The 15,266-nt window shown below is 43.7% G+C and carries 11 protein-coding genes; 3 read left to right on the top strand and 8 right to left on the bottom strand.

Features of this window, described 5'->3' with window-relative positions:
- Positions 1-20 precede the first annotated feature (20 nt).
- A complete protein-coding gene (locus B0I21_RS17010) occupies positions 21-1,595 on the top strand; it encodes a RagB/SusD family nutrient uptake outer membrane protein (protein ID WP_133641680.1) in 1,575 nt (524 codons plus the stop codon).
- Between the two features lie 320 nt (positions 1,596-1,915).
- Here B0I21_RS17010 and nrdF read toward each other — a convergent pair whose 3' ends face one another.
- The 4 genes from nrdF to B0I21_RS16990 form a co-directional block, all read right to left on the bottom strand.
- On the bottom strand, positions 1,916-2,902 hold the full coding sequence (gene nrdF, locus B0I21_RS17005; RefSeq protein WP_133641679.1) for a class 1b ribonucleoside-diphosphate reductase subunit beta: 987 nt from the start codon (positions 2,900-2,902) through the stop codon (positions 1,916-1,918).
- A gap of 161 nt (positions 2,903-3,063) precedes the next feature.
- A complete protein-coding gene (gene nrdE, locus B0I21_RS17000; RefSeq protein ID WP_133641678.1) occupies positions 3,064-5,169 on the bottom strand; it encodes a class 1b ribonucleoside-diphosphate reductase subunit alpha in 2,106 nt (701 codons plus the stop codon).
- Positions 5,129-5,536 (bottom strand): class Ib ribonucleoside-diphosphate reductase assembly flavoprotein NrdI, encoded by a 408-nt coding sequence (gene nrdI, locus B0I21_RS16995; RefSeq protein WP_133641677.1) that lies wholly within the window; start codon positions 5,534-5,536, stop codon positions 5,129-5,131. The genes nrdE and nrdI overlap by 41 nt, the downstream gene beginning before the upstream one ends.
- Before the next feature lie 41 nt (positions 5,537-5,577).
- Positions 5,578-5,811 carry a thioredoxin family protein gene (locus tag B0I21_RS16990; RefSeq protein WP_133641676.1) on the bottom strand — a complete coding sequence of 78 codons (234 nt, stop codon included), beginning with the start codon at positions 5,809-5,811 and terminating at the stop codon, positions 5,578-5,580.
- Between the two features lie 513 nt (positions 5,812-6,324).
- On the opposite strand from B0I21_RS16990, the gene B0I21_RS16985 reads away from it, so the two are divergent.
- Positions 6,325-8,733 (top strand): alpha/beta hydrolase family protein, encoded by a 2,409-nt coding sequence (locus B0I21_RS16985; RefSeq protein WP_133641675.1) that lies wholly within the window; start codon positions 6,325-6,327, stop codon positions 8,731-8,733.
- A gap of 193 nt (positions 8,734-8,926) precedes the next feature.
- Here B0I21_RS16985 and B0I21_RS16980 read toward each other — a convergent pair whose 3' ends face one another.
- Positions 8,927-9,445, bottom strand: coding sequence for a DUF2911 domain-containing protein (locus tag B0I21_RS16980; RefSeq protein WP_133641674.1), 519 nt, complete (start codon positions 9,443-9,445; stop codon positions 8,927-8,929).
- A 152-nt stretch (positions 9,446-9,597) separates the two neighbouring features.
- On the opposite strand from B0I21_RS16980, the gene B0I21_RS16975 reads away from it, so the two are divergent.
- Positions 9,598-11,073: a S41 family peptidase gene (locus tag B0I21_RS16975; RefSeq protein WP_133641673.1), complete on the top strand. Its 1,476-nt coding sequence runs from the start codon at positions 9,598-9,600 to the stop codon at positions 11,071-11,073.
- A 95-nt stretch (positions 11,074-11,168) separates the two neighbouring features.
- Here the strand turns inward: B0I21_RS16975 and ilvA are convergent, their stop codons facing one another.
- From ilvA to leuB, 3 genes are all read right to left on the bottom strand, one after another.
- The gene (ilvA, locus tag B0I21_RS16970) at positions 11,169-12,416 is read right to left on the bottom strand and encodes a threonine ammonia-lyase IlvA (RefSeq protein ID WP_133641672.1); all 1,248 of its coding nucleotides are present in this window, start codon (positions 12,414-12,416) and stop codon (positions 11,169-11,171) included.
- A gap of 406 nt (positions 12,417-12,822) precedes the next feature.
- Positions 12,823-13,980 carry a 2-isopropylmalate synthase gene (locus B0I21_RS16965; RefSeq protein WP_133641671.1) on the bottom strand — a complete coding sequence of 386 codons (1,158 nt, stop codon included), beginning with the start codon at positions 13,978-13,980 and terminating at the stop codon, positions 12,823-12,825.
- Between the two features lie 167 nt (positions 13,981-14,147).
- Complete coding sequence (leuB, locus tag B0I21_RS16960) at positions 14,148-15,224, bottom strand: 3-isopropylmalate dehydrogenase (protein WP_133641670.1); 1,077 nt, start codon at positions 15,222-15,224, stop codon at positions 14,148-14,150.
- Between the last annotated feature and the right edge of the window lie 42 nt (positions 15,225-15,266).

The following is a 15,266-nucleotide window of genomic DNA, read 5'->3' as shown; positions in this document are numbered from 1 at the left end:
ACTACATAACATAGATAACAATGAAACTTAAATATATAATACTTGGACTTTGTGGTACAGCGTTGCTGTCTATGAATTCCTGTAAGGATTTTTTGGACGAAAATCCCAGAACAGAAGTCGGAGGAGATAGTTATTACCAGACAGCCGACCAAGCTCAAGAGAATGTGAACAGTCTTTATCGACGAGGCGCACCTACTTTGTATGGAGAGGCTAATGGAGCTTATCAGGCGCCTTTTGCTTCGATTCCGGTTATGCTGACCGGATATTTCACCAACAGTTATGAAGGACAGGAACTTATAAACCAGTATTCGCGCTTACTGACTAGGCAGCAAAACACTCGAGTGGTGTCAAACAGAATCAACGGTATTTGGGAAAGGCTCTATTTAGCCATTAATATTGCAAACGGTGCGATCAAAAATATTCCGAATATCGAGATGTCCGAAGAGACGAAAAATAGGTTTGTAGCCGAAGCGCGGTTTTTTCGCGCTTTCAACTATTTCTTTTTGGTGAAGATGTTTGGGCCCGTGCCCTTATCAACAGAACCGTATGATGGATTGGATCGAGACTTTCTATTGAGCCGTAGTTCTGTGGATTCTGTCTATGCCGTCATTGAATCAGACCTGATTGCTGCGGTGGATGTATTACCAGCGGGCACATTTAACAGCAGCGGACGGCGGGTGAATAGGAATGTTGCCGCGATGGCCTTGGCTAATGTGTATTTGCAGCGCAACAACTATGTGGAAGCGGAAAAATACATTGACATTGTTCTACAGTCTGGACATACCTTAGAGCCTAATGGCGATCTTGAGGCCAATAGCGCGTATAATAAGCTTCGTACATCCGATGATTTAGCAGAAACTATTTACTCGTTTGAATTTGATGCGATCATCAATGAAGGCGGCGCATGGCCAGCCTACGGTTTTACGTCCTCGGCTAGCGAAATATTTGAAAAATATACGCTCTTTGAACGGACTTACGGCCCTACCAATCGATTCTTAAATGTATATGAGTCTGATGATTTGCGGTTTCAACCAAGGCAGTTTTACCATTGGACCTACACCAACCCCAATAATGGTAAAACTTGGGATGGCGGTGGCACGGCTGGCGTGTGGTTTTTTGTCGATGAGGATGCACTACTCAATACAGGTCGTTCTACCAAGGATAGAAACATTTACCGCTATGCGGAGGCGTTATTGATTGCTGCTGAAGTGAAAGCACGGACTACGGGTGTTGCTAATGCGGCTATACATCTTGCAGAAGTGCGAGCACGCGCCAGTACAACGGGCAGGACAGTCGCTGCTATTACCAGCGAATTACAGGGGCTATCGGTACAGCAGTTTGTAGAAGAGGTATGGAAAGAGCGCCTACGCGAACTGCCGTTGGAGTTCAAAATGTGGGACGACTGTCTGCGTACGGGGATGTTTCCGAATATTTCTACTGAAGTTAAAGGTCAGATTACCTTCCAGCCCCTGGTGGGAGCATCGAACGGATCTGGTGCGATCTTTAAGCAGTCGGATTTAGTATACCCGATCTCTTTGGATGAGTTGCAACGTAACCCTAATCTCGTTCAGAATCCAGAATATCAAACGAACTAGTAGGTCTGAAAACTAGTTTCGAAAGGAAGACGAAGCAATCTTGCGTTTTTGGAAATGCAGATTGCTTCGTCCTACTTCGATGACGCATCTTTTGGTATTAAGTACTGCATTCGGTTGTTGGCCGCGTCATCGTAGATCAACTCAGCTGTCTTGAAAGCGATACGTCAACGTTTTTGGGAGAAGGAGGATAGACGATAAAGCATGCTAACGCTTTTGAAAATGCAGATTGTTTTTTATCGATCGGCAATGTAGCCAAAAAAAGAGGCTGTCTCGTGAAATTGGAGACAGCCTCTTTTTAATATCCATAGTGGATTTATCTTTTAAATTTCAATAGCCACTTCCATTTTGAAATCATCATCACGCAAGTGTACAATCTCCATGGCCTTTTCGTAGTTTGTTGATTTCTTGGAGAAGAAGTCGTGCTGTGTGGTTTCGGTATTCAGACCGTTTAATACGATTGGGTTGACCTGTTTCACTTCGAAGATAGGGTCGAAGCCTAAGTTCATGAGTGCTTTATTACCATTGTAACGCACATACTCTTTTACTTCAGCTGTTAAACCCACAACGGTATACAACTCTTCTGTATATTTTAGTTCGTTTTCATACAAGTCATTCAATAACGTTAAGAAACGTGCTTTCACCTCTTCTTTGTTAGGAAGACGGCTGTACACCTCTTGTGCAATCAGACCTACGAATACGCCGTGGATAGACTCATCGGCAACAATCTTTTTAATGATGTCTGCGGATGCAACCATTTGTCCCTGACCGCATAGCCATAATGGTAAAAAGAAGCCGGAGTAGAACAAGAAGGACTCTAACAACACTGATCCCGCTAAAGCCATAAATAGCTCTTCATCGCTTACGTTCTCTTTATCGATCGCGCGGTAGTATTTGTCAATCGTAGAGGCTTTATATTGCAAGAATTTGTTTTCTTGTACCCAGCCAAACACGTCATTGATTTCGTTTGTGGTTGATACCGTCGTGAAAATAGTCGAGTATGATTTAGCGTGGATGGCTTCCATCATACACATATAAGATAGTACGGCTTTATTCTGTAACGAGCTGATATGGTCGATGATTTTCGGCATACCCGTATGGCTTTGCAGCGTATCCAATAGCGTTAAACCACCTAATGCCTTTTTATAGCATTCTTTCATATCCCAACTTAATCCCTTCCAGCTATCGATATCTTTAGAGGGAATATACTCGGTGTCAATCCAAAATTGTTTGATATTTTGTTCCCAAAACATCAAGACGTAATCGTTGTCTGGTGTATTCCAGTTTACGGCGGTAAATTGTTTGCTCATGCTTATTTATTTTTTGGAGTCGCACAATGCCCGTTTTGAGCGAAGAAACGGAAGGAGAAACGTAGATAAGTGGTGTTATCAGTTTCTCCTTCACCTATGTGTTACCTTCGTAACGATTGTGCTTGACTTGTTTGTTTATTCTTTCGTTAAATCGCTTCGTGTTATGCCGAACATGAAATACACTCTTCTACGGTAGATTTGCGTGTACGCGTATAGTACAGTGATTTCAAGCCTATTTTATGAGCATAGATATAATACTTGGCCAAATCGCGCGTCGAATCTTTCGAATTGGTGTGCAAGATGGTCGATACCCCTTGATCAATATGGCGTTGTATCACCGAGATCAGTTTAAGCACTTTGTACTGATCCATGTCATACGCCGATTTGAAGTAGAAGTAGTTGTCGTTTGTTAAATACGGCATTGGGTAGTATGTTGTACTGTCACCGTATTCACGCACTTCGATAATATCCACTACGGGCATAACCGATGCGGTTGCGTTCATGATATAGGAAGTGGATTGGTTTGGTGCGATGGCCATACGGTAAGCATGGTAGATACCGTGCTCTTTCACCTGTGCTTTTAAGTTTGCCCAATCTTGACTTGTGGGTACATGAATGCCTTCAAACAATTCTTTCACCTTATCGGTAGTTGGTTGGTATTCGCGCTCCGTATAGCGGTCAAAGTATGTGCCGTCTGCATAGGCTGATTTTTCGAAGCCTGTAAACGTAGCGCCGCGTTCCTTCGCTATTTCCATCGATGCTTCTAACGAGTAGTAGTTCATCATCATGAAGAACGTATTGGCGAAATCTAACGCTTCGGTAGATTCATACATGATGAAGCTTTTCGCTAGGAAGCCGTGCAAGTTCATCGCACCTAAACCTACGGAATGCAGTTCGCGGTTTGCTTTGGCGATGGATGGCACCATGTCGATATTGGTTACATCGGTCACCACGGTCAGTGCACGCATGGCTGTCTTCACCGTTTCTTTGATACGTTTATTATCCATAACGGTGGCGATGTTCAGCGAACCAAGGTTACAGGAAATGCCATAGCGGATCGTATCTTCTTGTCCGTAGATATTGATATCAGAAACTTCAGACACCTGCATAATCTCTGTACATAAGTTCGAAAACTTCACGCTACCCAAGCCATTTAATGCATGTGCTTTGTTTGTATTTTCTTTGAAGAATATATATGGGTAGCCAGACTCTTTTTGCGTTTGCGCGATGCGCACCAAAAGATGACGTGCGTTTACCTTTTTCTTTTTAACGTTAGGGTTGGTGATCAACTCGTCATACATCTTATCCATATCCAGCTCGTCTAGATATTGACCATATTCCTGCATCACGGTGTGTGGGTAAATGAGGTAGCAGGCTTCATCTTTCTCCGCGAGCTCCATAAACTTATCCGGAACGATGATACCGATAGAAAGGGATTTGATACGCACTTTCTCATCCACATTGATTTTCTTACAATCTAAAAACTCTTCAATATCGGAGTGGAAGATATTAAGATACACTGCGCCAGCACCTGGGCGTTGGCCAAGTTGGTTGGCGTATGAAAACGTATCTTCCATAATTTTCATGATCGGAAGTACGCCACCGGCGCGGCCTTCTACACCTTTGATGGCTTCGCCACGGGCACGGATTTTAGAAATATTAAATGAAACACCGCCACCAATAGAGGAAAGCTTCATGGCCGAATCAACAGCATAGCCAATACCATTCAGATTGTCGCCGATCTCATCCAAGAAACAGGAGACAAGCTCGCCGGAGCGCTTTTTACCAGCATTCAAGAACGTCGGGGTAGCAGGTTGATATTCTTGATTGATCATGATTTCGGCATACTCGATAGCTTTTTGTACACCTTCTTTGCGCGCTAGGAAAAGAGCCACAGCCACTACGCGGTCTTCGTAGCGCTCCAGGAATTTTTCCCCAGAATCATCCCGTAAGGCATAGCTTTGGAAAAATTTGAACGCAGCCATGAATGACTGGAAACGGAACTTTTTCGCGTGCACGAAATTAAACACCTTTTCAATTTCTTCGAATGTAAATGACTCGTAGAAATTGATATAGTAGTCGTTTTCTATCAAATAGTCGATTTTCTCTTTCAGGGTGTAAAAGAAAACTGTGTTTTTGTTGACGTATTCTAGGAAATAGGCGCGTACAGCTTCCTTATCTTTGTGTAAGCTGTACTCGTCATCATGCTTAATCATGATTTCATTGTTAAGCAATATCCAATTTTTTGCTACCTCGTTTGCTATCATTGTATTGGTGTTTAATAATGTCAATAAATTGGTTGATATCCTCCATTGTTCCGGAAAGCTCAAACTTCATGGCCAATGGGATATCGTAACCTTCTGATATCTTATTAGCGGCTAGTCCGAAATTTTTACCCCAATTTCGGTTTCCGCTCGATGTTACCGAATAGATTTTGCTGGCATAGTTATCCATAAACCGCTGTGTCTTATCCGGCACAGCGCCCATTTTTGTCGTAAACGTTATCAGATGTCCGGCATTTTCTATTGCTAGATTGTCTTCAATTTTATGGGCGTCCCAACCCGTAATTTGAATGACCTTATTGATAAAGCGTTGAACATTTCCGGTTTTCGAATCGTAATACAGATGAACCATAGCGCGCTAGATTTTCATTTTCGGATCAACTCGTCGTAAATTTACAAGGCGATTAAAGCCAACTCTTCTGGCTTAAATCCTATAATGCGTTGTTGAACTTCCTCATTGTTTAAAACAAGAACCGTTGGTACGGTGCGGATGCGAAATTTTGCCGCTAAGTCAGGCTGATCAAAAGGATTAATCGTTTCGTATGTTATACCCTTATTATCGAGGTATGCTGACACCTGTGCGCATGGTGCACAGTCATTTTTTTCAAATTTAATGATTCTTGCCATGATGTTGTTAAGTTTATGTGCCGGATGCCTAGACACCCTAGAAGTTTAGAACACGAGTCTCAAAAGGCAGACTTACTTTTTGAGTGAAACAAATATCCACTATTTTATCTGCGGCAGTTAATGATACTTTTCCACATGCGAACCGACGCGAGCCCATAAAGCGCCCTATCTGATCGTTTTTTATTATAAAATACTGGTAGACAGTGTGTGATAGGAATGTTGAAAACTTTAAAATCAAATTTCTTGATAAAAATCCTTCGTAAAAAATGCGTAATATTTTACGGAATCCAAAACTATTTGAACGGTATTTGAAGGGCCTATTTCAACCCTCCACTTATTCGTGGTTAAGAACTGCAACATTCTTATTGTAATCGCTGCAAGGCCCAAAAAAATGTTTAGATTCGTAGCATCTAATTAACATATGGAGGATCCACGATCTTCGACCAAAATATGAATAATACAATCTAGATCCACGAGTTGGCAGATGACAATTAAACAACAAAACAGCTATATATGAAACCATTTTTTAGTGTTATGTTTCTGTTGTGGGGGGCTACAGCCTTTGCACAAGAAAACATAACGTATCAAAAGCCTACGTCAGAAATTCTGCAACTTGCCGATTATCAACGTCCCCCGTCCGTAAGCATTAGTCCGGATGAAAACTGGATTTTGCTATCTTACCGTTCTACGTACAAGAGCTTAGATGATTTAAACCAACCGGAAGTGCGGTTGGGTGGCTTGCGCGTCAATCCTGCGACCAACATGAGTAGTGCAACCAACTACGTGAACAATCTAAAAATCAAGAAATTTGGTGCGTCTGAAGAAACACAAGTCAAAGGGCTACCCAGCGATGCCCGCATTGCCAACGTCAGCTTCTCGCCCAACTCGAAGAACTTAGCATTTACCAATAGCACAGGGGCCGGTCTAGAGCTTTGGCTTGTAGATATTGCCACAGCTACGGCAAAAAAACTAACAGAAGCGGATTTAAATGCCAGTATGGGAAACCCCATTCAGTGGTATAGAGATGGCTCGCAGATGTTAGTTTCCAAGCTACCGGCAAATCGTGCTGCTTGGATAGACAGCAGCAAGGATCTGCCTAAAGGACCCACTGTATCGACCAGCGATGGTCAAATATCGCAGTTGCGGACGTATCAAGACCTCTTGAAAAACCCACAAGATGAAACGAATTTCGAAACATTGTCGACCTCGGAGCTTTATACCGTCAACTTGCAGGGGCAGCAAACGAAAATGTTCGATGCAGCGATGTATAGCCAACGTTCGTTCTCTCCAGATGGCAAGTATGTTTTGCTCGCTATGGTGAAGCGTCCTTTTTCATACGTTGTTCCGTATTACAACTTCCCGCAAGAGACAGCTGTTTTTGATCTGGCAACAAAAAGTAAGGTAAAGGTGGTCAATGAATCGCCTTTGATCGAGGTGTTGCCGAAAGGCTTTTCATCCACCCGTACAGGCAAGCGCAATCTATCTTGGCGTACCGATAAGCCAGCTACTTTGGTGTATGTCGAGGCTTTGGACGGTGGCGACGCTACGAAAAAGGTGGAATGGCGCGATGAACTTTTCTCTTGGGATGCTCCTTTTGATCAGGCTGCAACCTCGCTGATGAAAGTTGCCGATCGATATGCCGGCGCGCTATGGGGCGATAAGGAGCACGCGTTAGTTTATACGCAGTGGTATGATACGCGGAATGAGAAAATTTTCTTGTTGAATCCCACTACGAAAAGTTCAAAAGTGATCTCCGAACGCAATTCACAGGATGTGTACAGCGCTCCGGGCAATGTGCATACCGTAAAAAATGAATTTGGCGCTTATGTGATGCTGGTGGATAACGGAAGAAGTTATTGGATCGGTGATGGTTTCACAAAAGACGGACAGTTTCCATTTGTTGATGAGCTCGATTTCAACACATTGAAGAAAAAACGACTGTACAGCTCTAATGTAAAAGGAAAAAAAGAGGATATCTCGCGTATCATCGACTTGAAAAAAAGCGAAATCTTGGTGTCGATTCAATCGCCAACGGAATATCCAAACTATTACGTTAAAAATATGAAAACGGGGAAGACGCAAGCACTTACGCAACTTGAAAATCCGTTTAAAGCGTTGACAGGTGTTCATAAGGAAGTTATTCATTACAAACGCAAAGACGGTGTAGATTTATCGGGTACGCTTTATCTTCCTGCCGGCTACGATATGAACAAAAAGGAAAAGCTTCCTTTATTAATTTGGGCCTATCCTACCGAATACAAGGATAAAGCAACCGCAGGTCAAAACACGGCAAGTCCTTATGAGTTTACCTATCCATCGTACGGTTCTTTTGTATATTGGGTGACCAAAGGATATGCCGTACTGGATGATGCAGCATTCCCAATTATTGGTGAAGGAGAAACAGAGCCGAACGATACGTTCATCGAGCAACTCGTAGCGAATGGTGAAGCAGCTATTGACGCTGTGGATAAATTGGGTTACATAGATCGGACAAAAGTTGGCGTAGGGGGGCACTCTTATGGCGCTTTTATGACGGCAAACTTACTGACGCATTCCAAGCTATTTGCGGTAGGTATTGCGCGTTCTGGCGCCTACAATAGAACGTTAACTCCATTTGGTTTCCAACGAGAGCAACGTAATTATTGGGATGTGCCCGCGATATATAACACGATGTCGCCCTTCATGAATGCCGATAAAATGAAAACTCCGATGTTACTGATTCATGGTGCAGCAGATAATAATCCAGGAACGTTTACTTTACAAACGGAACGATACTTCCAAGCGTTGAAAAATCTGGGTGCCCCTGTAAGGATGGTGCTGCTTCCATTCGAGGCGCATGGCTATGCTTCGGAGGAAAATATCCTGCACACGCTTTGGGAGCAAGATCAGTTTTTGGAAAAGTATCTGAAAAACAAAAATTAAGCGGGTTATACCCAATATAAAAGGCGCGTCTGTAAGGTTAATAGCCTGAAAAAAATAGTCGCAACAGAGGATGACAAGACGAAGCAATCTTACGTTTGTAAACGTGCAGATTGCTTCGTCGTCGTTTCTCTTTCTTCATAACGCTAACATCTCGCTTTGAGACAACGTTTTTTTAGCAGTTGCCAGCTTGGGCTTATTTTGCAGCCTTTACGCTAAACGGAACTGTATATGTTCCCCAACTGGATGTTACCGTACCGGAAGGTGCTACTTGTATGGTAAATTGTTCTTGATTGGTGGCGCTTTGCACACTGCTTACCTCGACACGCAGAGCATCTTGACTTTCATCGTACTTCGTGCCCCATTGATTCCATGTTTTGTTGAAAATGATAGTAGACTGCTGTTCGCCCGGGATACTGTATAAACTATATTTTCCCGCAGGCAAGGCTTTCCCGTCGATAGTTACGTTTTTATCCACTGCAAAAGTCGTTGCTTCGTTGGCTCCCATACGCCATACTTTGCCCACTGGAGCGATGTCTACTCCCAATTGCCGGCCCTTCAACGAAGGCTTACTGTAATGAATGGCTATAGTCACGCCATCCGTAGTTTTGACCTTTACGCTATCTGGTGGACTGGGTCTTTTGCTCTTGTCTGTTTGTCCGAATGTGACGAAACTTATCATCGTCAGGAAAAATAAAATGCTTGAAGCTTTCATAGGCTTATTTCTTACGTTTACCAAGTTAAACAATTGTTTTGCAGTATTGTTTGTCGTTTATCACCTATAAAATATGTTAAATTTAGACGGCGAAATCCACAGCATAATATTTCGTCGTATATTCGTAATAAATTGCTAATTTATTGAACTAGATGAAAGTAAGTAAATATTTAATGCTCCTGCTTTGCATCGGCTTGGCTATCGGGTGTAAGAAAGATTTGGATACACCTACGCCCGAACCTGTCGACACGAAGGAAGAGCTGATACGCGATAGTATCTATTATTATTACAATTTACAGTCTTTGTGGACCGAGTATGTGCCCGACAACCGCATTCTTAGGACGTTCACAGCTAATTATACTAGTAATCTCAGTTTGTTGAATGCCCTTAAAGGGCTTACGCCTTATCATGCTGGATATGCTGGAAGTATAGACCGCTTTTCATTTTTGGAAAATGCAGACGGTTCTCAATTGGGGCGTAGCAGCGGCGTACGCATGGATACCAATACGGGGTTTGGCGTGTATTTCAGTTGGCATATTATTTCCGAGACAGCGGCTGCCCCATATGTTTACTTTGTAGAGGGCGGATCGCCTGCGCAGCGCGCGGGAATCTCGCGGGGCGCGATACTGTTGTCGCTGAACGGTGATGGGAATATGACGGCTCCCTATGAGTGTCAGGGTGTTGGTGCCACTAGGTCTTGCCGTGTCTTGGGTTCAATCCCTGGAAGAATTGACGCCGCACTAGATGCAGGCACCATGAGCTTGAAAGTTCGAAACGTGAATGGCGAAGAAGTCGAGAGTAGCTTGGCAAATGAAACGTATACCATCAGACCTATCCTCGCGGATACCGTTTATAATGGTACGACGAAGATGGGGTATCTCGCTTTTTCATCTTTTGAAGAGGTGACCAACTCCAATCAAAACTATCAGGATTTTCAACGTATTTTTCAGCGTTTTGAAACGGAAGGGATCAAAGAACTTATTGTGGATATGCGCTACAATACAGGAGGCTATGTGCACACGGCACAATATTTAGCGAACAAAATTATACCGGCATCCGGCGCGGGTAAACGTATGTTCACTTACCAAGTTAATGCAAATTTGCAACCTTATACGGTACGTGCGTCAAGTGAGTACGACTTTAGACCTGTTAATTTCGTCCGAAACAATAACTTGGAATTAACCAAGGTATACTTCTTAGTTACGGACGCAACGGCTTCGGCCGCGGAGCTATTGATCAATGTCTTGAAGCCCCATATGAAAGTAGTCCTGATTGCCGAAGCAAATCGTACCTATGGTAAGCCCGTAGGTTTCTTCGGGCAGGAGATAATGGGCGGTGAAATTTCTCTTTGGGCGGCTTCCTTTAAAACGTTGAACAGTAACGGCGATACCGATTATTGGGACGGCCTCTTCGTCGATGTACCTAACGTATACGATGATGTTTATCGGAACTTTGGCGACCCTCGCGAAAATATGATCGCACGGGCAATTAGTGAGTCTAACGGCAGCGGTGCCACGGGTAGTACCTTAAATCGATCTGCTGTTGCTCGGGGGACGGCTTCAAATCCGTCAAGACAGACGAAGATAGGCGTTGTTAATAAACCAGCCGAAAAGAATTTGATAAAATAAGTGCGTAGCGCGATTTGGCACTGTAAATAGCGCTGAAAAACAAATGCCCCCGAAAAATATAGGTTTTCGGGGGCATTTGTTTTTTTCCTGACTGTCTATACCAAGTACTCGAAGAGGGTTTGATCTTTATTGATTTCTATAAAGTCAAATTTATAGGCTTTCATGCGTTCAATAAAGCTGGTATAATCTTTCGGATCATTAAGCTCGATACCAATCAACGCTGGCCCTCGCTCACGCTCTGTCTTTTTGATATACTCAAACCTTGTAATATCGTCCTTGGGCCCGAGTACTTCGGTAACGAGCAGGCGAAGTGCACCAGGTCGTTGCGGGAAACGGACGATGAAGTAGTGCTTAAACCCTTCATAAAGGAGTGACATTTCCTTGATCTCGCTCATCCGATCGATATCGTTATTTCCTCCGGAAACCACACAAACCACTTTTTTTCCTTTAATTTCTTCTTTGTGAAATTCCAAAGCCGCGATAGATAGTGCACCAGCAGGTTCGGCCACAATCGCGTCTTTGTTATAAAGTTGCAATATCGTTGTACAGATCTTTCCTTCCGGAATAGGTTTGACGCTATCCAATAATTGGCTGCTGATCGCGTAAGTCAATGCGCCTATTTTTTTGACAGCGGCGCCATCCACAAATTTGTTGATTTGCTCCAGCTCTATAGGGCTACCGTTTTCTAACGCGGCTAGCATGGAAGGTGCTCCTTCGGGTTCAACGCCGTACAACTTCACTTGCGGAGCAAACTTTTTCATATGATAGCTTACACCGGAAGAGAGACCACCGCCACCTATCGGGATAAAAATGGCATCCAGATCGGGTAGATCTTCTAAAATTTCGACAGCTACCGTTCCTTGCCCTTCAATAACTTTTACATCGTCAAAGGGGGGAATAAAGGTCATCCCATGCTCTTGACTATAGTCCAAGGCTGCTCGTTGACAATCGTCAAAGGTATCTCCCGTCAGGACAATTTCAATGTTTCCATTACCCCACATTTCTGTCTGTGTAATCTTTTGTCGCGGGGTAGGGCCGGGCATAAATATAACACCCTTGATGTTTAATTTTTTGCAGGAGAGCGCGACACCCTGTGCATGGTTGCCCGCACTGGCGCAGGTAACGCCTTTGCTTCGTTCTGCTTCCGAAAGGCTGACAATTTTATTGTAGGCGCCACGAAGTTTATACGATCGTACCACTTGTAGGTCCTCGCGTTTTAAATAAATCTCGGCGTCGTATTTTTCAGACAGATGTAAGTTATACTGTAGCGGTGTGCGATAGACGACATCTTTGATGCGCTCTGCAGCCTGCTGGGAGTCTATGGTCAGGGTCGAAAGATCCATTTTTAAAAGTAAAAATTAAAAATTAAAAAGTCAAAAGGGACGGGGTAGCGGCTAAAAGTCAAAATTATCTCGATAAGCTTCCTCCGCTCGGTTAAAAAGTCAAAAGGGAGGGGGTAGCGGTTGAAGGTCAAAATTTAAAATTCAAAAACCTTTTCTGATTAGGAAACCCTCAGCAGTATTGTTGTAGTGCCTGTACATACTATGAAATTTATGAAGGGCTATCTAACCTGATTATCGATGAACTAAAACATACGTCATTGCAAGAAAGTGTGACGAGGCAATCTGCATTTTGATTTTGTGAGATTGGTTTCCTTCGGAGCTGCCTCCGGCGGTCGTCGTCGTCGTCCCTCCTTCTCGCAATGACGAGTATTAATCGCTTTATAGACGGCCTGTTTATAATTTTCGTTTAGGACTGCATTAATGCCTTAAGATCATCGTCGCATAGATCTTTCTTGGCATCAGCGATGACCAAGAACTTTTCATACGTAGCAGCAAGCTCTTCTTTATCCAATTGGTAACCTAGTCGCTCGAGGTGGTGTTTTAAAGCATGGCGTCCGGAGCGAGCCGTTAAAATAATACCCGCTTCATCTAGTCCCACATCTTCTGGCCGAATAATTTCATAGTTTTCCCGATGTTTCAAGAACCCGTCTTGGTGTATTCCTGAGCTATGCGCGAATGCATTTTTTCCAACGATCGCCTTATTGGGTTGCACCGGCATCCGCATCATGGAGCTTACCTTTTGCGAGATAGCGGTAAATAACTTGCTATTGATGTTAGACGTTAATCCCGGGAATTGCTGTTGGTGAACTTTCAAAATCATGGCAACTTCTTCCAAAGATGTGTTTCCCGCACGCTCGCCAATGCCGTTTATCGTACATTCCACTTGACGGGCACCATGTTGAACCGCGGCAACAGAGTTGGCGGTTGCCAATCCCAAGTCGTTATGGCAATGTGCTGAAATAATGGCTTGATCGATATTGCTGACGTGTTCTTTCAGGTAGGCGATCTTCGCACCATATTGATCGGGCAGGCAATAACCATTGGTGTCGGGAATGTTGACGACGGTTGCTCCCGCTGCGATAACAGCTTCGACCATCTGCGCGAGGTAGGCCAGATCGGCTCGTCCGGCATCTTCTGCATAGAATTCCACATCTTCCACGTATGACTTCGCATGCTTAACAGCAGCCACTGCCCGTTCTAAAATCTCTTCACGCGTGGAGTTGAATTTATATTTGATATGCATGTCTGATGCTCCGATTCCGGTATGTATACGGGGGCGCTTCGCAAACTTTAGCGCATCTGCGGCGACATCAATATCGTTTTTATGTGCCCGTGTAAGTGCACAGATAATTACATTTTCTACAGCCTTGGAAAGTTCGACGACAGATTGAAAGTCGCCGGGGCTGGATACCGGAAATCCGGCCTCGATAATATCTACACCCAATGATTCCAGATCTTTCGCTATTTCGATTTTTTCCGGTGTGGTTAACTGACAGCCTGGTACTTGCTCGCCATCGCGAAGCGTGGTGTCGAAAATATATAAGTGATTCGGATCGTGTAGCATAACTGATAAAAATTAAAAAGTTAAAATTAAAAAGTCAAAAGTGACAAGTCAAAATTCAAAAAGCGATAAGTCAAAAGTTAAAATTCAAAATTATTAAGCCGAAAGTTAAAAATCCTATTAAAAGTAACAAATCAATTGTTGAGTATGACTTTCATCGTTTTATCCTATTACTTCTTGAAAAAGGATAGCACTTTTGCTCCCATTTCGTTTGTTCCCAAAATGTTATGGGCAGCTGTTTCGGCATTGGCAATATCGCCTGTTCTCCAACCGGCTTTCAACGTTTCGGCTACAGCGTTCGTCACAGCTTTGGCTTCTTCCTGAAGTCCAAAAGCAATATCGAGCATTAATGCTGCTGAAAGGATAGAGGCTAACGGATTTGCTTTGTTCTGTCCTGCAATATCGTGAGCCGATCCATGTATAGGCTCGAAGAATCCGGTACCATCCCCAATAGAAGCTGATGCAAGCATACCCATCGATCCGGCAATTTGTGACGCTTCATCCGTCAAGATGTCGCCGAAAAGATTAGCCGTAAGCACCACGTCAAACTTTTTAGGGTTCTTCACCAACTGCATAGCGGCATTGTCGATAAACATATGCTCGGTCTCTACATCGGAATACTCTTTTGCGATCTCTTGCACCACCTCGCGCCATAATCTTGATGTTTCCAAGACATTGGCTTTGTCAACAGAACACAGTCGCTTGTTACGGGTGCGCGCAGCATCATAGGCTTTGCGCGCAATGCGCTCTACCTCATAGCGGTGGTAGTTCATTAAGTCCGAAGCAAAGCTGTTATCTTCGTTCCGTTTTTTCTCGCCGAAATAAACATCACCAGTCAACTCCCGGAAGAATAAAATATCTGTTCCACGTAGCACCTCCGGCTTCAGGCTGGACGCGTCCAACAATTCATCGAAAAGAAGAATGGGTCTGAGGTTCGCATACAAGCCCAACTCTTTACGGATTTTTAATAGACCTTGTTCGGGACGCACTTTTGCTGATGGATCATTGTCATACTTTGCATGCCCGATCGCGCCGAAAAGAATGGCGTCTGAAGCTTTGGCTTTTTCGAGTGTTTCATCTGGCAATGGGTTGCCGGTCGCCTCAATTGCAGTATGCCCCATGATAGCCTCATCGAAACTAAAATCATGACCATACGCCTGTGCTACTGTTTCTAATACCTGCTTTCCCCAGGTAGTAACCTCTTGTCCGATGCCGTCGCCCGGTATAATTAAAATATTTTTTTTCATCTTGCTTACCTTGGAAAGTATAACGGCTGTCGCGTTTTGCTG

Source organism: Sphingobacterium paludis, assembly GCF_004364125.1.
GTDB classification, from domain to species: domain Bacteria; phylum Bacteroidota; class Bacteroidia; order Sphingobacteriales; family Sphingobacteriaceae; genus Sphingobacterium; species Sphingobacterium paludis.
The sequence above is the reverse complement of the archived record's forward strand: the minus strand, read 5'-3'. Positions and strand labels throughout refer to the sequence as shown.